Raw genomic sequence first — 18,478 nt, forward strand, 5'->3', positions numbered from 1 at the left:
AGTATTTTGATTAACGCTGTTGAATGTGCATATTAACGTCCTATCATGTTTTATACGTAAGGCAACAGAAGGGCAGTCTCCGCCCAAATTACGCATGCTCCCCTCTAGCTCCCTTATTTGATATATAATCAAATCATTAGGTAGTTATATGGCTTTAAAATCAAATGAATAAGATGACTCTGAATCTCTTTTTATCGCGCCGGGGCTGAGATTCCACTACGATAGTTACCCTTTTCTTTGGGTGGAAAGAACGTGAGTATTTATGCTAACTGAGTACCCTGCCAATGTATTGATACCATCTTGATTAAACCGGTGGATGCGGCTTCTTATTTTTTCGCCTTTAATTTTTTCTGCATTAACCGCATATTCTGAGTAAGTTTCTACCACAGGAATAATAATATTCCTTCATTGGTATATAATGAGTGAGATATTATTTTTTAACTTGTTTTTTATTTTTAATCTTAAATTATCATATTTATTCTATTGTCATTAATTTGTAAATAATGAGGTCGCCTCCTTATTTAGGATGCGGTGACTCATTATGATTAATAAATATTAAAAAGGCGCGTCACATTTAAAATGCATTGCCGTACCAAATTCTGGATGAGTGATACATAATTCCTGCGCATGTAGCTGTAAGCGGGATGCCATCGCTTTAGCCTCTGGGTGCGCATAGAATCTATCGCCCAGAATGGGGTGGCCGATTGCCAGCATATGAACCCGCAATTGATGTGAACGCCCGGTAATAGGGGATAATTTCACTCGCGTGCTGCCGTCAGTATCGCGTGAAAGGACCAGATATTCAGTTTGTGAAGATTTTCCGGTCTCATAACAGACTTTCTGTTTTGGCCGATTAGGCCAATCGCAGATTAACGGCAGGTCGATCAAACCTTCATCTTGCGTCAGATGGCCCCAAACTCGTGCAACATAAGACTTTTTAGGTTCGCGTTCACGAAATTGGCGTTTCAGTTCGCGCTCGGCCGCTTTAGTCAGCGCCACTACAATCACGCCACTGGTCGCCATATCCAACCGATGCACAGATTCAGCATGGGGAAAATCAGCTTGGACGCGGGTCATTACGCTGTCTTTATTTTCTGGTGCGCGACCCGGTACGGAAAGTAACCCGCTAGGTTTATTAACCACCATGATGTGCTCATCCTGATAGAGGATGTGTAGCCAGGGGTCGCGTGGGGGGTTGTAAGGTTCCATCATAGCTCCATCCCCTTCATCTTTCATGCCGCAGCGGTGTTGGCTGCTTTCACTCACCCCAGTCACTTAGTGAACTAAGCTCCAGGGGACTCGCTCAGTTGCCGCCTTGCTGCAGCGCGAAATCTATTGGGTTTTACTGTTTTCTTCATCTTTCACGCCGCAGCGGTGTTGGCTTCCTTCACTCACCCCAGTCACTTAGTGGACTAAGCTCCAGGGGACTTGCTCAGTTGCCGCCTTGCTGCAACGCGAAATCTATTGGGTTTTACTGTTTTCTTCATCTTTCACGCCGCAGCGGTGTTGGCTGCCAGCCTGGGCTAAGCAAATTGGTTTTACTGCGTTTATCAAAATGGATAAAAGAGCCGAATAATTTCGGCTCTTTCTGACACTAGAAAATTACTGGTGTGTAACCACCACCAGACGAATAGCATCTAAACGCCAGCCCGCCTGATTCAAGTTTTCCAGCACCATTTTGCGATTGTGCTCCAATGTTTCTATTTCGTCATCGCGAATATTGGGGTTAACCGCTTTTAGGGCTTCCAGACGCGCCAGTTCGGTACTCAGCTTATCGTCAGCTTCATGCTTGGCCGCCTCAATCAAGACGCGCGCTTGTTCTTCAACCAGCGCCTCTGCTTGCTGCAGCATGGTGTGAACTTCTTGCTGAACCGCATTGACCAATTTGCTGGAAGTATGGCGATTGACTGCATTAAGTTGACGATTGAAAGTTTCAAATTCAACCTGTGCCGCCAGATTAGTGCCATTACGATCCATCAGCATCCGCACTGGCGTTGGTGGCAGGAAGCGGGTCAATTGCAGATGTTTCGGCGCTTGAGCTTCTACCACATAGACCAATTCAGCCAGCAGAGTACCAACAGGCAATGCCTTGTTTTTCAACAGAGAAACAGCGCAGCTGCCAGTATCACCGGACAAGATCAGATCCAAACCATTGCGGATGATGGGGTGCTCCCAACTGACAAACTGAGCATCTTCTCGCGATAAAGCTTGTTCGCGATCGAATGTCACTGTGCAGCCATCCTGTGGTAAGCCCGGGAAGTCCGGTACCAGCATATGGTCAGAAGGCGTCAGCACAATCAAATTGTCGCTGCGATCTTCTTGATTGATACCCACAATATCGAACAGATTGAGCGCAAAACTGACCAAGTTAACGTCATTGTCTTGGTCGGCAATGATTTGTGCCAACTCTTGCCCATGTTCGCCACCATTGGAATGCATTTCCAGCAGGCGGTCACGACCCTGTTCCAATTGAAGTTTCAGCCCTTCATGCTGCTGACGGCAGGTGTGGATAAATTCATCCAAGCCTTCCTGTTCATTCGGGGTCGCCAGATAACCAATTAGTTCTTGATAGCCACTATCATAAATGGTGCGGCCCGTCGGGCAGGTGTGCTCGAAAGCATCCAAACCTTCGTGGTACCAACGCACCAATATGGCCTGCGCGGTATTTTCCAGATACGGCACCATGATCTGAATTTCGCGGTTCTGGCCGATTCGGTCCAGACGGCCAATACGCTGTTCCAGCAAGTCCGGGTTAAATGGCAAATCGAACATCACCAATTGGCAAGCAAACTGGAAATTGCGCCCTTCAGAGCCGATTTCTGAACACAGCAACACCTGTGCGCCATCTTCTTCAGAGGCAAAATAGGCAGCAGCGCGGTCACGTTCAATCAGCGACAAACCTTCATGGAACACTGCCGCACGGATAGCTTCGCGCTCACGTAGCACTTGCTCAAGCTGTAAAGCAGTGGCGGCTTGCGCACAGATAACCAGCACTTTCTCACCGCGATTAGCAACCAGATAGTTAAGCAGCCACTCAACGCGAGGGTCGAAGTTCCACCAAGTGGCGTTTTCACCCTCAAATTCTTGGTAGATTTGCTCAGGATAAAGCATATCTTTGGCACGCGCTTCCAGCGTCTTCTTCGCGCCCATAATCCCGGACACTTTAATCGCTGTTTGATACTGCGTCGGCAATGGCAACTTTATCTGGTGCAAGACGCGATGCGGGAAACCCTTCACGCCATTACGGGTGTTGCGGAACAAGATACGGCTGGTCCCGTGTCTGTCCATTAGCATGGTCACCAGCTCTTGGCGCGCCGCTTCGCTATCGTCACTTTGGCTATTTGCGGCTTTCAGCAACGGCTCAATATCCTGCTCATTAATAAGTTCACCCAGCAGGTTCAGCTTATCATCTGCTAAACGTTCACCACCCAGCAGCAGTGTTACGGCATCAGCAATTGGGCGATATTTCTGCTGTTCATTGACGAACTCTTCGTAATCGTGGAAGCGATCTGGGTCCAGCAAACGCAAGCGAGCAAAGTGGCTCTGTTGCCCTAATTGCTCTGGGGTCGCCGTCAACAGTAAGACACCGGGAATATGTTCAGCCAACTGTTCAATAACTTGGTATTCGCGGCTTGGTGCCTCTTCGCTCCAAGCCAGATGGTGCGCTTCATCCACCACCAACAGATCCCAAGCTGCATCAGCCAACTGTTCTAAGCGCTGCTTATTACGGCGCACGAAATCCAGTGAGCAAATCACCATTTGTTCGGTTTCAAACGGATTGGTGCTATCCAGCAGCGCTTCGGAATAACGGCTGTCATCAAACAGCGAGAAACGCAGGTTAAAGCGGCGCAGCATCTCGACCAGCCACTGATGTTGCAGGCTTTCCGGTACCACAATCAGTACGCGCTCGGCGCGGCCAGCCAGCAGTTGCTGGTGGATTATCATCCCGGCTTCGATGGTTTTACCCAAGCCTACTTCATCGGCTAGCAATACACGCGGTGCATGGCGCTGGCCCACTTCATAAGCGATATGTAATTGGTGTGGGATTAAGCTGGCACGAATACCGCGCAGCCCACTCCATGGCAGGCGGAATTGCTCGCTCTGATACTTACGGGCACGAAAACGCAGGGCAAAACGATCCATACGATCGATCTGGCCGGCAAATAACCGATCCTGTGGTTTGCTAAAAGTCAGTTTGCTATCGAGCAAAACTTCACGCATTGAAACGCCGGTTTCCTCAGTATCTAAACGGGTCCCAATATAGGTAATCAACCCATTTTCTTGAGTCACTTCTTCCACTTTCAGCTGCCAGCCTTCGTGGTTGGTGATGGTATCGCCCGGATTGAACATTACTCGGGTGATTGGCGAGTCATTTCTGGCGTAAAGGCGGTTTTCACCGGTTGCGGGAAACAGTAAGGTGACCATGCGTACGTCAATGGCAACGACAGTACCCAATCCAAGTTCGCTTTCTGTGTCGCTGATCCAGCGTTGACCAAGTGTAAAAGGCATAAATTATCGGCTCGATTTTTTTGTTGGACAGTTATTGGTAGAAAATCTTTTGTAGATAATGTTTTGGTAAATAATCACTTATAGAGATTAATAATCAAGTTACTGGCAATAGTTTACCGTCCACGCAAGCTGCGTGGCTAACGAGTCTGTCTGAAAAAGCACTCGCAGACAGAATTCGGGTCGGTTATGTAAATGTGATTGATGCGAATTTTGGCAAGGGCGCTATGGTAATGGAAGGCGAGCGCTTCGTCACCTCTAAAACAGCCCAATTACGATTAAAATAACCCCATCTGACCGGTTATCAGTGTTGTAAAGTCATCGTGCATAAAGGGAAGTATAGCGTCTGCCACCGGTTGCAACTGACGAGTTAGGTAGTGATCGTAATCAATAGGGGATTGTCGGATTTCTAATGGTTCGGGGCCAGCCGTGGTCATGACATAGCTTATCCAGCCGCCATTCTGGTATTGCAGCGGGCGGCCGAGCTTGCGGTTGTATTCATCTGCCAGACGCGCGGCTCTGGCATGTGGCGGGACATTACGCTGATAGTCATCCAGCCGTCGGCGCAGGCGTTTGCGGTAAATAAGCTGCTCATCTAACTCACCATTCAAGGTGCGAGCCACGTAATCTCGCACATAATCTTGATAAGGCTGCTGCTGGAAAATACGCAAATACAGCTCGCGCTGGAATTGCTGGGCCAGCGGCGTCCAGTCGGTGCGAACGGTCTCCAGCCCTTTGTATATCATCTGGTCGCCAGTTGGGGTTGAAATCAGCCCGGCATAGCGTTTTTTACTGCCTTGCTCCGCCCCGCGAATGGTGGGCATCAGAAAGCGTCGATAATGGGTTTCAAACTCCAGTTCCAGCGCACAGGGTAAATCATAGGTTTGCCGAATATGCGCCTGCCACCATTGATTGACATGCTGTACCAGCGCTTTGCCAATGCGGGATGCTTGCTCCTCGCTATGGGCACTTTTCAGCCAGACAAAGGTTGAGTCTGTATCGCCATAAATCACCTGATAGCCCTGTGCTTCAATCAATTCACGGGTTTGGCGCATAATATCGTGGCCGCGCAAGGTAATTGATGAGGCCAGCCGAGGATCAAAAAATCGGCAGCCACTGGAGCCCAAGACGCCATAGAAGGCATTCATGATGATTTTTAATGCTTGTGATAATGGTTTATTTTGCTGGCGTTTAGCCGCTTCTCGCCCCTGCCAGATTTGGTTGACGATGGCGGGTAAGCAATGTTTGTCGCGTGAGAACCAAGCGCCGCGAAAACCGGGTACCGAATGCTTTTCATCCGGCTGGGACATGCCCACCACTAAACCGACTGGATCAATCAAAAAGGTGCGAATAATTGATGGATAGAGGCTTTTGTAATCCAGCACCAGCACCGAGTCATATAAACCGGGTTGGGAGTCCATCACAAAGCCGCCGGGGCTGTGCTCTTCCGGTAATTCGCCTAAATTGGGCGCTACATAGCCGATACGGTGCATCCGTGGCAGATAAAGATGGGTAAATGCGGCAACGGAACCGCCACTGCGATCAGCCGCCAGCCCGGTGACTGTTGAGCGCTCAAGCAAGAAGCTGAGTAGCTCGGTTTTGGCAAAAATCCGCGTTACCAGTTCACAATCTTTCAGGTTATAGCGGGCCAGCGCCGGTTTATCATGGGCGAAGCGCTGGTTGATTTCATCCATCCGCTGGTAGGGGCTATCGCTGGCTTTGCCTTCACCCAGCAAGGTCTGCGAGACAGATTCCAGACTAAATGAGGGGAAATTCCAGGTGGCAGATTTGAGTGCTTCAATGCCATCAATAATCAGCCGACCCGCGGTGGAGGCAAAAAAGTGCCCCTGTTTAAAACCATGCTCACGCCACTCCAGCAGATTACCGCCACGACCAAAGCGCAGTGGGATCTGATAGCGATCAGCATGTTTTTGTAATACGCGTAAATCAAACTGCACCAGATTCCAGCCGATAATGGCATCAGGATCATGCTCTGCCAGCCACTGATTCAATTTCTCTAATAGTTGCGGGCGGCTGGCGACATATTCCAGTTTGAAGTCCAATGCGGCTTCATCCGCCGCACTGCCATTTGGCGGGCCGAGCATGTAAACCTGACGCTGACCACAGCCTTCTAAACCAATGCAATAAAGTTCGCCATGCTCGCTGGTTTCGATATCCAGCGACAGCAGTTTGAGGGCTGGGCGATACTCCTCGGCAGGTTTCATTTGGGTATTAAGCAGCGGGCCATGACCATTTTCTTCGCCACTAAACCATACCGGTGCGGTAATAAAGCGTTCCATCAGGAAACGTTCTGGCGGGCGAATATCACCTTCATAGACATTCACGCCGCTTTCTCTGAGCAGCTTTTCCAGGCGGATTAATTGGCGATGTTGGCTACAATATAGCCCCAGAACCGGGCGTTGGTGGAAGTCGGTTAGCTCAAGAGGGCGCAATTGCCAGCGGCGTTCATTACGCAGCACGGTTTCGGCCCGTTGGCGTTGTTCGGCCGGGATAAAAGCCACTGAGGGCTGAGGGGGTAACCTCACTTGCTGTGGCCCCTCATCGGTTGCTAACCAGAATTCAACTTCGGTGCCAGCCTGCGTGTCGCGCCAGTGGCGAGTTAGCAGGAAGCCCTGACGGGTTTGACCCATGCTACTACCTTTATACCCGTCATCTTTCAAATTGCAGGTGTGTTGGCTACGCTCACTCACCCGAATCACTTACCTGAGTAAGCTCATCGGGGCTCTTTTGCTTGCCGCCTTCCTGCATCTTGAAATCTATTGGGTATATAAAGAGAATTTTTAAAATCACCAAGTAGTATATTATACTTTCATAACATGGTTATTTATACAGTAATTGTCTATTTTATTGATTGACTCATTTGTTGGTGGGCTAGACAATCCACCAAGTTGTTAACTAACGGACAAATTTATGGAAGCCTATTTATTACATTTACTGACACAATCTCTGGCTTTCACGCTATTTGTCGTCATGTTAGTCACTTTTCTTGAATCTTTAGCGCTGGTGGGCATGTTATTGCCCGGCACGGTGATGATGACCAGCGTGGGCGCGCTGATTGGCAGTGGGGAAGTGGGCTTTTACTCGGCTTGGGCCGCCGCGACTGTCGGCTGTCTGATGGGGGATTGGATCTCTTATTTCATTGGTCGTCGCTTCAAAGAGCCGCTGCACCGCTGGTCTTTCCTGAAAAAACATAAATCTATGCTGAATAAAACCGAGCATGCGCTGCACAACCACAGCATGGCAACGGTACTTTTGGGGCGCTTTATTGGCCCGGCGCGGCCTATTGTCCCGATGGTGGCGGGGATGCTCAACCTGCCGCCAGTAAAATTCGCGCTACCGAATATCATTGGTTGCCTGACATGGCCGCCAATCTATTTCTTCCCCGGCATACTGGCTGGGGTGGCGATTGATATCCCGCCCAGTGCCAACAGCTATATGTTTAAGTGGCTATTATTCGTGGTTGTGGTGCTGATTTGGCTGGCATTGTGGCTGTCATGGCGCTGGTGGCGTTTTGGTAAACGTAGCCCGGACCGCCTGAGCAAATGGCTGCCTCTGACCCGTTTGCGTTGGGTGACTCTCTTGGCTATCGCCGCCGCTATCGCCAGCTTTGTGTGGCTACATATGCAACCAATTATGCCGGTGTATCGGCATCTGTTGTGGAAGGTTCTAGCCGGATAAATATCCTTCGTCTTTGACGCCGCAGGGGTGTTAGCTGCGCTCACTATTCAACAACTAATGATGTGTAGCAATCCCCAGCACGCTGGCTTCTGGGGCACTGCCGCTCACCAGCGCCTGTGTTGCGCCGTCGTAGTAAATGCGGCCGTCGACCACCAATAAGGTGCGCTCGGCGATACGGGCGGCATCATCCAGATTATGCGACACCATCAATAACGTCAGCTGGCGCTGAGAGCAAACTTGGTCAACTAATTGCAGCATTTCATTGCGCAGAGCCGGATCTAGCGCGGAAAACGGCTCATCCAGCAGCAAAATAGGCTGGCTGCGCACCAGGCAACGCGCCAGTGCTGCTCGTTGGCGTTGACCACCGGAGAGCTGAGCCGGTAGTCGCTCGAGGCACTCTTCCAATCCCACTTGTTGAGCAATTTGGCGTAACAATAACTTTTGCTCATGATTGAGTTTCAGCCCCGGATGTAAACCCAGCCCAATATTTTGTTCGACAGTTAAATGCGAGAACAGATTATTTTCCTGAAACAGCATAGATACCGGCCTTTGGGCGGGCGCAGTGTGAGTGTGGTCTTGATTGTTCAGCAGCATTCGGCCACTGACCGGCAGCAAAAAACCGGCAATCAAACTCAGCAGGGTACTTTTGCCTGCGCCACTGGGGCCGAGGATCGCCACTCGCTCGCCGGGTTGAACGCGCAAATCAAAACGCATTGGCAAGTGGTCGTACAGGTAGGTAATTTTCTCAAGCTTTAGCATGGCGGCTCGGCAGTCGTTCAATAAGAGTAAACAGCAGGAAACAGAGCAGCAGCAACAGCAAGGCAGTGACTGCGCCATCATTGCTGCGATAAGAACCTATCTGCTGATAAAGATAGAATGGCAAGGTGCGGAAGTGTTCATTACCAAACAGCGCCACGACGCCAAAATCCCCGATGGAGAGAACACTGGCAAAAGCCAGCGCCTGAGCCAGCGGGCGTTTCAGCGCAGTTAACTCAATATGGCGTAAACGGTGCCAGCCACGAATGTCCAGTGACAAGCACAGCGGTGTGTAGCGCTCGGCCAAGTCACGCATTGGGTTATCCAACACTTTCAAGGCATAGGGTACCGCCATCAGTGCATTGGTCAAAATCACCAGCGCATAGGGGGATTGCGGCAAGCCAAAAGTATCGTTGAGTAATAAGAAAAAGCCCGTTGCCAACACAATACCCGGCATCGCCAGAATCACCATGCCACTGACTTCCAATGCTTGCCCGTAAGCAGCACGTTGGCGCAGCTTTAGCTCCCGGCTACTCCACAGCAGCATCATGGTCAAGATGACACACAATAATCCGGCCCCAATGGCGATGACCAGAGAGGTGAAGAAAGCTTGCCACAGTGCGGGTTGCTGCAACACCGTCAGTATAGTTTTATTGCTGCCATCAATCACAACCGCCAGCAATGGCGGCACCATCAATAATAATGCGGCCCCAATTAACAGGGTGTCGCTGATGCGCGACCACGCGCTATCTTGCGGGTTGCGCCAAATTTGCCCGTGAGTATTTCCCACCGCCAGCACTGAGCTGAGCCGTTGGCTTAGCACCACCAATCCAAGGCAACAGCCCAGTTGGATCAGTGCCAGTAATGCGGCACGACCGAGATCATAGTCATAGCTAAGCGCCTGATAAATAGCTAACTCGATGGTGGTGGCTTGCGGCCCGCCCCCCAGAGATAGCACGGTGGCAAAACTGGCAAAACAGAGCATGAAAATCAGCGCGCCAGTGGGCAGAATTTGGCGACGAAGATAGGGCCACTCGACCAAGCGAAAATGCTGCCAGCCGTTCATACCCAACTGTGCGGCCAATTGGCGCTGTTCCACCGCAATGCTTTCCAATGACTGCAATAACAGGCGCGTCGCCAGTGGCATATTAAAGAAAATATGTGCCAGCAAAATCCCCTGTAAGCCATAAGGTGAGAAGCGATAATCCACTCCCAGCCAGCCAAATAACCCCGCCAGCCAGCCTTGGCGGCCATAAACCGTCAGGATGCCAAAGATGGCGACTAACACCGGGAGCACCAAGGTCATCGCGCATAATCGCAGCATCAATTGGCGGCCGGGAAAACGGCGGCGATATAAGGCGCGGGCGAGAAAAATCGCCGGCGTTACCGACAGCAATGCAGAGAGAAACGCCTGCCAGAAGGTAAAGCGGATCACATGCCACAGATAGCTATCCTGCCAGATACTGTGCCAATCTGCTGCCGGGGCATGGCGCCAGATAGCGGTGAACGCCAGCAGCGCGACACCGACTATCAGTCCGGCAGCCAATAGCCCCGGCCACAACCATGTGGGGATTAGCGGCTGACGGCGGATTGCCATGCCTGAATCCATTTTGCGCGATGATCAGCCACTTCTTTAGCATCAAATTGCAATGCTTTTTGTGGCACTGTGAGTGTGTCAAATCCGGCCGGTAGCGTCATTTTGATCACCGGATACATCCAGTTGCCGGTTGGAATATGGTCTTGGAAGGCAGGCGTGACAATAAATTGCATAAAGCGCTGCGCCAGTTCTGGCTGTTTGCTGGAGGCAACCTGACCGGCGACTTCAACTTGCAGATAGTGACCTTCACTAAAATCAGCGGCGGCATAGTTGCTTTTCTTCTCTTCGATCAGATGGTAAGCCGGAGAGGTGGTGTAGCTCAGCACCAAGTCCCCTTCACCTTTCAGGAACAGGCCGTAAGCCTCACTCCAGCCTTTGGTGACGGTGACGGTTTTCTTGGCCAATTGTTGCCATGCTTGTGGAGCTTTATCGCCATACACTTTTTGCATCCACAGCATTAAGCCAAGGCCGGGAGTACTGGTGCGCGGGTCTTGATAAATTATTTTCCACGGCTCTTTGCTGTCGACTAATTCTTGCAAGCTTTTTGGCGGGTTCTTCAATTTGTCTTTGTTATACACAAAGGCAAAATAGCCATAATCATAAGGGACGAAAGTTTTATTCTGCCACTTTTCCGGCAAGGTGAGGTGGCTGGTGTCCACCTGACTTGGAGCGAATAGACCGGTTTGCTCTGCGGCCTGTACCAGATTGTTATCTAAGCCTAAAATCACATCGGCCTGACTGTTTTTCCCTTCCATTCGCAGGCGGTTTAGCAGTGATACGCCATCTTCTAACGCCACAAATTTAAGTTGGCAATCGCACTCGGCTTCAAAGGCTTTTTTAATTGCCGGCCCTGGCCCCCAGTCGGCAGCGAAGGAGTCATAGGTGTAGACCGTCAGGGTCGGTTTATCAGCAGCAACAGCGGCCGCGGACAGCAAGAACAAGCAGGGAATAATGCGTTTAAACACTTTGCACTCCTTAAGAATAAAGGTGGCAAAGGTATCTGAGGCGGTAGCTAACAGCCGTCTCCGTGGGGGCGCGGTGTTATCTTTCTCAAATCCCTCCGCCGGTGTTAACCGGATCAGGTTCGACGGGTTTGCTCTCAGCAAAAACGTGCTGCGCCGCGGTTGATACAGTGTTGGGCAGTATTCGAAATCCTCACGTAGTCATGATTTACAAGGTCATGTGTACGCTCCGGTTTCTGTGTGCTGTCCGCCACTGTCTGAACCCGGCTCGCTGTGTTTTTAACACTTGCGACACTGGGTTGACCCTGGCTAGCGATATTCTTGCACCCCGTTGAGACGGCGCTATTGTAGAGATTAATCTGGGCGGGTGAAAGTGGCTTTATCCCTCGGGAGGCGTAAACCAAGCCGATTTGAAATCAAACCAGCCGAGAGTATTCATGCGCACCCCGCGCATACTGTGCTGCCCATATAATTCTAGCCAGTGATGGAACAGCGGGTGGAATTGATTTTGGCTGACCAATTTTTGACTCCAATCGGCCATTGGCAATGTATTATTTCGCCATAATTCAACATCTTGATGCAGCTCTTCATCCAAACAATATTGTAGCAACGGCAGTTCATACAGGGTAGCAAACAGGGAAAACTCCAGCGGCAGATAGAAGTTTGCGCTGCCAAGCCAGATATCACTCTGTGCATCACCCTGATACCACTGAGTGTAATCCAGTACCTGTATTTTTAAGGTGACACCATGGGCCGCCAGCAACTGGGTTAATGTCTGGCTGATGGCATCAAATTCAGAATGATCACTGTAAAAAGTCAGTGTCAGTTCAGTTAGCCCGGCGGGTTTCGGCTCCAGTGCCGTGAGCCGGTTGTGATGCCAGCGCGGTAACATGCCATAAGCGGGTGACCAGTAACGTTGATAAAAGGGATCGGCAAAGCTGAGTAGGGCCACTGGGGTGATCAATTCACATAGCCAGCGACGGATCTCTGGATGACAGGTCTGGGGCGATCGCTGGTCAAATAACAAAAAATAGCAGCCTTCTTCCAAGCGGCTTTCCAGCTCATTTTTACTGGTGTCATCAGCCTGCAACTGGACTCCAGTGTAAATCAGCTCGTCAGACAGATCGGGCAGTACCCAGATATTGACCTCGTCAATTAGTGCCCGAAAGCCAAAATAGTTATCGAAGGCCTGAATTTTCAATTGGCTATGGTGATTCCGAATCACGGAATAAGGGCCAGTCCCAATCGGATGCCGACGAAAATCCGGCTGATTTTCCCACTCTTGCGGCAAGATCATGGCGTGCGCACTGCCTAGCAACCACGGCAACCAATAATCTGGAGTACTGAGATGCACATCAAGCACATAGGGCGTTGGTGAGCGCACCGCCGTAATATGCGAAAACAGGGGCTGAGGGATTAATCGCGTCAGGCTGGTTATCACATCATTCATGTCCAGTTCACGGCCATGGTGAAAATGAATCGCGGGGCGCAGATAAAAGCGCCAATGCAAAGGGCTAATGGCCTGCCAGTGATGAGATAAGTCCGGCTCCAGTTCCCCATTTTCCTCATTTATCCGGGTGAGGCCATTAAAAATCTGCCGCACCATATGGGTTTCTGAGCGGCGCAGTGCGGTACCGGGTAATAGGTTTTGTAACGGACGATAATAGAGCACCCGCAGAATATGTTTACCTTGCCGAAAGCTGCGCCCTAGCTGGGATAGCAGCATTTGGCGCACCGCTTTTTTATCCCCAACCAGCTGGACTAATTGGTCAATATGGTCTTGTTCCAGTAACTCTTCGGCCCGCTGCTGTTGCAGTGCCAACCCGGAATAGAGGAAAGTCAGTTGTGAGCGCTTACCTCGGCCAGCTTCCGCCTGCCAGCTCAACCAGCCCTCTTGTTGCATGCTGCCTAGCAGGGAGCGGACATGGCGGCGCGAGCAACAAAGCACTTCGGCCAGTTCTTGCAAGGTAGTTTCTGTGTGTTGGCCATTAAAACGTTGCCAGAGGCGAATAAACTGTTGTTGCAAGCGCGAGGCAGACATAAAAGAGGAACTCCGCAGCAAATTTCATCAATTTTTCTTTCCCTATATTACGCAGATACTGGTTGCCAATGAAAGCGAATAGTCACCGCGATGCCAGCGCAGTCACAGCTAATGGGAGGGGTAAGATGATTTTTAATTTACAGCGTTATTCCACTCATGACGGCCCCGGTATTCGCAGTGTGGTTTTCCTAAAAGGCTGTTCGTTAAGCTGTCGCTGGTGCCAAAACCCAGAGAGCCGCTCACGCCAACCTGAGGTGCTATTTGATCCCCGCCTTTGCTTATCCGGTTGTGATTTATGCCATCAAGCTTGCCCGCAAGCTATTCAGCGTGTTGATGATCAAATTGTTATTCATCGCCAATTATTAGCCGAAGATGATATTCAGGCGCTGGCGGTTAGCTGCCCTAGCGGAGCTTTGACGCAGTGCGGCAGCCCGATTGATATTGATGCCACCATGGATACATTACTGCGCGATTTGCCATTTTATCGGCGTAGTGGCGGCGGCGTGACGTTGTCCGGCGGCGAACCTTTTATGCAACCCGCAGTGGCCGCTGAATTATTGCAGCGTTGCCATCAGCTTGGCATCCATACTGCGGTTGAGTCTTGCCTGCATACGCCGTGGCGCTATATCGCCCCCTCTTTACCTTGGCTTGATTTGATGCTGGCGGACCTAAAACATACCGATGAACACCGTTTTCAGCAGTGGACCGGCGGTTCAGCCAAACGCGTCATGGATAACTTTCGCAAGTTAGCCGCCGCAGGCACCAATATCACGGTACGGGTGCCGCTAATCCCGGATTTCAATGCTGATAACCACTCGGTGCAAGGGATTGTCGATTTTGCCGCCGATGAAATTGGTGTGAAAGAGATTCATTTTTTGCCTTATCACACTTTGGGTATCAATAAATATTCACTGCTGGGTGAAGCCTATCTGGCAGCCAGTACCCCTTTAGACTCTCCTGATCTGCTGGCCTTCGCGGAAAGTTATGCCCGTGACAAGGGCCTTACCGCAATTTTAAGAGGATGACGCAATGACCACTCTCGATTTGGTAACCTTAAGCGAACGGACAAAACAGCATAAAAACGCACTCATTCATATTGTGAAACCGCCAGTTTGTACTGAGCGAGCGCAGCATTATACCGAAGCTTATCAACAGCATCTGGATAAACCCTTACCCGTCCGGCGCGCGCTGGCGCTAGCTCATCACTTACAGCAACGCACGGTATGGATTAAGAATGATGAGCTGATTATTGGTAATCAGGCTAGTCAATTACGCGCCGCGCCGATTTTCCCTGAATATACCGTCAGTTGGATAGAAAATGAGATTGACGAATTAGCCGATCGCCCCGGCGCAGGGTTCTCGGTCAGCGAGCAAGATAAAGCAGTATTGCACCAGCTGTGCCCGTGGTGGCGCGGTCAAACCGTGCAAGATCGCTGCTATGGCATGTTCACCGATGAACAAAAAGCGCTGCTGGCAACCGGTATCATCAAAGCGGAAGGCAATATGACCTCCGGTGATGCGCATTTAGCGGTTAACTTCCCGTTATTGCTGGAAAAAGGGTTGGATGGCTTACGCGCTAAAGTGACCCGTCGCCGCTCCCGTCTGCAACTGACAGACTGGAGTGATCTGCATAAAGAACAATTCCTGAAAGCAATTGATATTTCATTGGCGGCACTGAGCGAACATATTGAGCGCTATGCAGCAGTTGCCCGGCAAATGGCCGCAGAAGAAACCCGCGAATGGCGGCGGATTGAGTTGCAAACTATCGCCGCGAACTGCGATTTAATTGCGCATCAGCCACCACAGACTTTCTGGCAAGCTTTGCAACTGTGCTATTTCATTCAGCTAATTTTGCAAATTGAATCCAATGGCCATTCAGTTTCATTTGGCCGTCTGGATCAGTATTTGTATCCGTGGTATCGCCGCGATGTTGAGCTGGAAAACACCCTGAGTCGCGAGAAAGCGATTGAGATGCTGCATAGCTGCTGGCTGAAACTGCTAGAAGTGAACAAAATCCGCTCTGGCTCGCACTCCAAAGCTTCGGCGGGTAGCCCGCTTTATCAAAACGTCACTATTGGTGGGCAAAAACTGGTGCAGGGCAAGGCCATCGACGCCGTCAACCCGCTCTCTTATGCCGTGCTGGAATCCTGCGGGCGCTTAAGATCAACTCAGCCTAACCTCAGTGTTCGCTACCATGCGGGTATCAGCGATGACTTCCTTGATGCTTGTGTACAAGTGATTCGCTGTGGCTTTGGTATGCCAGCCTTTAACAATGACGAAATTGTTATTCCTGAATTCATCAAGTTGGGTGTCGAGCCACAAGATGCTTACGATTATGCGGCAATTGGCTGCATTGAAACCGCTGTCGGCGGCAAATGGGGTTATCGCTGTACGGGCATGAGTTTCATTAACTTTGCCAGAGTGATGTTGGCGGCCTTGGAGCAAGGCCGTGATGCCACCTCCGGGCAGGTATTCTTGCCACAGGAGCAGGGGCTGTCGAAGGGAAACTTCGCTGATTTCTCTCAAGTGATGGCGCAATGGGATGAACAGATTCGTTATTACACCCGCAAATCCATCGAAATCGAGTGTGTAGTGGATACCGTATTGGAAGAAAACGCCCACGATATCGTCTGTTCCGCGCTGGTGGATGACTGCATTGAGCGCGGCAAAAGTATCAAACAGGGGGGCGCGCGCTATGACTGGGTTTCTGGTTTGCAAGTTGGGATTGCTAACTTGGGGAACAGTTTGGCGGCGGTGCGCAAGTTGGTCTTTGAGCAACAACTTATTGGTCAGCAGCAGCTGGCAACCGCATTAGCCAATGATTTTGCCGGTCTGAATGGCGAGCAACTGCGCCAACATCTAATTAATTCAGCACCTAAATATGGCAATGATGTTGATGATGTTGACCAACTGTTAGTGCGTGCTTACCAGACTTATATTGATGAATTGAAGCAATATCACAATACCCGATTTGGTCGGGGACCTATCGGCGGCACCTATTACGCAGGGACATCATCAATCTCTGCCAACGTTCCTTTTGGGGCGGCAACCATGGCAACACCGGATGGCCGCAAAGCGCACAGCCCATTGGCGGAGGGCGCAAGTCCCGCTTCTGGCACTGACCATTTAGGGCCAACGGCGGTGTTTAACTCACTGTCGAAGTTACCGACGGCCTCTATTCTGGGGGGCGTGCTGCTCAATCAGAAGCTGAATCCATCGACACTGGATAACCCGCGGGATCGTGAAAAACTGATGATGATGTTGCGCACCTTCTTTGAAGAGTATCTGGGCTGGCACGTGCAGTACAACATTGTATCGCGCGAGACCCTACTTGATGCTAAGCAGCATCCAGATCGTTACCGTGACTTAGTCGTTAGGGTCGCCGGTTATTCGGCTTTCTTCACCGCGCTATCGCCCGATGCGCAGGACGATATTATCGCCCGAACCGAACATACCCTGTAATTTTTTGTTTGAGTTGATGTAGTTAAGTGTTGTGAGTCTTGCGGTAGTAGCGAGAAAACCTGTATTAAAATTTCTGAGTAATGGTGTGTTTCACCAGCCAGTGGGATATCCCGCTGGCTTTTTTTCTTTTTACTCAGTGCCCTTAACTCCACAGTATTGTGGGTGGTTGCAATTATTTGGGTATAAAATCTATTCGGGTTTTCTGTTTATAAATTTACGTACTTCTGTAGCATGGCCAGTCATAGCTGTTTCTGGCGTTGGAGCCTGGAATGAAATCTGCATTAACCTTTTCCCGTCGTATTAACCCGGTTTTTCTCGCGTTTTTTGTGGTGGCCTTTCTTTCCGGTATTGCTGGGGCTTTACAAGCGCCAACGCTAAGTCTATTTCTCAGCACTGAAGTGAAAGTCCGCCCGCTGTGGGTAGGGCTGTTTTACACTGTCAATGCTATCGCCGGGATTACCGTCAGTTTTGTGTTGGCAAAACGTTCAGATTTGCGGGGTGATCGCCGCAAACTGATTTTGGTCTGCTATCTGATGGCGGTGGGGAACTGCCTGCTATTTGCTTTTAATCGTGATTACCTGACATTAATCACCGCGGGTGTGCTGCTCGCCTCAGTGGCTAACACCGCAATGCCGCAGATTTTTGCCTTGGCGCGTGAATATGCCGATAACTCGGCCCGCGAAGTGGTGATGTTCAGCTCGATTATGCGTGCTCAGCTATCATTGGCTTGGGTTATTGGCCCACCGCTGTCATTTATGTTGGCGCTGAATTATGGCTTTACCCTGATGTTCTGCATCGCCGCCGGTATTTTTGTGCTCAGTGCCTTGGTGGTGTGGTTTATTTTGCCCTCAGTGCAGCGCGCGGAACCGGTGATGGATGCGCCAGTTGTTGCTCAGGGCAGCTTATTTGCTGATAAAGACGTCTTGCTACTCTTCATTGCCTCAATGTTGATGTGGACATGCAATACCATGTATATCATTGATATGCCGCTCTATATTACGGCAAGTTTGGGGCTGCCTGAGCGGTTGGCGGGATTATTGATGGGAACCGCCGCAGGGTTGGAAATCCCTATTATGCTACTGGCGGGCTATTCGGTTCGGCGTTTTGGTAAGCGCAAAATTATGCTATTCGCGGTACTGGCTGGCGTGCTGTTTTATACCGGATTAGTGCTGTTTAAATTCAAATCTGCATTAATGCTATTACAGATTTTTAATGCCATCTTTATCGGCATCGTCGCCGGTATTGGTATGCTCTATTTTCAGGATTTAATGCCAGGCCGAGCGGGTGCCGCTACTACTCTGTTTACCAATAGCATCTCTACCGGGGTGATTTTGGCTGGGGTGCTACAAGGGGTATTGACGGAGACTTGGGGGCACAATTCGGTCTATGTGATGGCAATGATTCTGGCAATTCTCTCTCTCATCATTTGTGCGCGGGTAAGAGAAGCTTAGCGCC

Annotated in this window: 11 protein-coding genes and 1 riboswitch; of the genes, 4 read left to right on the plus strand and 7 right to left on the minus strand. The window is 50.4% G+C overall.

Features of this window, described 5'->3' with window-relative positions; genetic code table 11:
* Positions 1-555: 555 nt before the first annotated feature.
* The 3 genes from rluA to N0H69_RS03465 form a co-directional block, all read right to left on the minus strand.
* Entirely contained in the window at positions 556-1,209 is a 654-nt protein-coding gene (gene rluA, locus N0H69_RS03455; protein WP_072077418.1) for a bifunctional tRNA pseudouridine(32) synthase/23S rRNA pseudouridine(746) synthase RluA, read from the minus strand.
* Between the two features lie 393 nt (positions 1,210-1,602).
* Positions 1,603-4,509, minus strand: coding sequence for an RNA polymerase-associated protein RapA (gene rapA, locus N0H69_RS03460; RefSeq protein ID WP_050106580.1), 2,907 nt, complete (start codon positions 4,507-4,509; stop codon positions 1,603-1,605).
* A gap of 275 nt (positions 4,510-4,784) precedes the next feature.
* Positions 4,785-7,157, minus strand: a complete 2,373-nt coding sequence (locus tag N0H69_RS03465; protein ID WP_050150349.1) for a DNA polymerase II — start codon at positions 7,155-7,157, stop codon at positions 4,785-4,787.
* A 280-nt stretch (positions 7,158-7,437) separates the two neighbouring features.
* Between N0H69_RS03465 and N0H69_RS03470 the strand changes: the two genes are divergently transcribed.
* A complete protein-coding gene (locus N0H69_RS03470; RefSeq protein WP_050106578.1) occupies positions 7,438-8,205 on the plus strand; it encodes a DedA family protein in 768 nt (255 codons plus the stop codon).
* Positions 8,206-8,259: 54 nt separating this feature from the next.
* Here the strand turns inward: N0H69_RS03470 and thiQ are convergent, their stop codons facing one another.
* From thiQ to sgrR, 4 genes are all read right to left on the minus strand, one after another.
* Positions 8,260-8,964, minus strand: a complete 705-nt coding sequence (gene thiQ, locus N0H69_RS03475; protein ID WP_050150347.1) for a thiamine ABC transporter ATP-binding protein ThiQ — start codon at positions 8,962-8,964, stop codon at positions 8,260-8,262.
* Positions 8,951-10,558 carry a thiamine/thiamine pyrophosphate ABC transporter permease ThiP gene (thiP, locus tag N0H69_RS03480; protein WP_050150345.1) on the minus strand — a complete coding sequence of 536 codons (1,608 nt, stop codon included), beginning with the start codon at positions 10,556-10,558 and terminating at the stop codon, positions 8,951-8,953. The genes thiQ and thiP overlap by 14 nt, the downstream gene beginning before the upstream one ends.
* Positions 10,534-11,523 carry a thiamine ABC transporter substrate binding subunit gene (gene thiB, locus N0H69_RS03485; RefSeq protein WP_050121580.1) on the minus strand — a complete coding sequence of 330 codons (990 nt, stop codon included), beginning with the start codon at positions 11,521-11,523 and terminating at the stop codon, positions 10,534-10,536. Before thiB ends, thiP begins: the two co-directional genes overlap by 25 nt.
* A gap of 73 nt (positions 11,524-11,596) precedes the next feature.
* Positions 11,597-11,691, minus strand: a riboswitch (TPP riboswitch).
* 208 nt (positions 11,692-11,899) lie between these two features.
* Positions 11,900-13,561: an HTH-type transcriptional regulator SgrR gene (gene sgrR / locus N0H69_RS03490; RefSeq protein WP_050106574.1), complete on the minus strand. Its 1,662-nt coding sequence runs from the start codon at positions 13,559-13,561 to the stop codon at positions 11,900-11,902.
* A gap of 125 nt (positions 13,562-13,686) precedes the next feature.
* Between sgrR and N0H69_RS03495 the strand changes: the two genes are divergently transcribed.
* The 3 genes from N0H69_RS03495 (at position 13,687) to N0H69_RS03505 (ending at position 18,474) form a co-directional block, all read left to right on the plus strand.
* Entirely contained in the window at positions 13,687-14,586 is a 900-nt protein-coding gene (locus N0H69_RS03495; protein WP_050145577.1) for a glycyl-radical enzyme activating protein, read from the plus strand.
* 4 nt (positions 14,587-14,590) lie between these two features.
* On the plus strand, positions 14,591-17,023 hold the full coding sequence (locus tag N0H69_RS03500; RefSeq protein ID WP_050121578.1) for a formate C-acetyltransferase/glycerol dehydratase family glycyl radical enzyme: 2,433 nt from the start codon (positions 14,591-14,593) through the stop codon (positions 17,021-17,023).
* 269 nt (positions 17,024-17,292) lie between these two features.
* On the plus strand, positions 17,293-18,474 hold the full coding sequence (locus N0H69_RS03505) for a sugar efflux transporter (RefSeq protein WP_050150343.1): 1,182 nt from the start codon (positions 17,293-17,295) through the stop codon (positions 18,472-18,474).
* Positions 18,475-18,478 lie beyond the last annotated feature (4 nt).

It is taken from the genome of Yersinia alsatica, assembly GCF_025133195.1.
In the GTDB taxonomy this organism is placed as follows: Bacteria; Pseudomonadota; Gammaproteobacteria; order Enterobacterales; family Enterobacteriaceae; genus Yersinia; species Yersinia alsatica.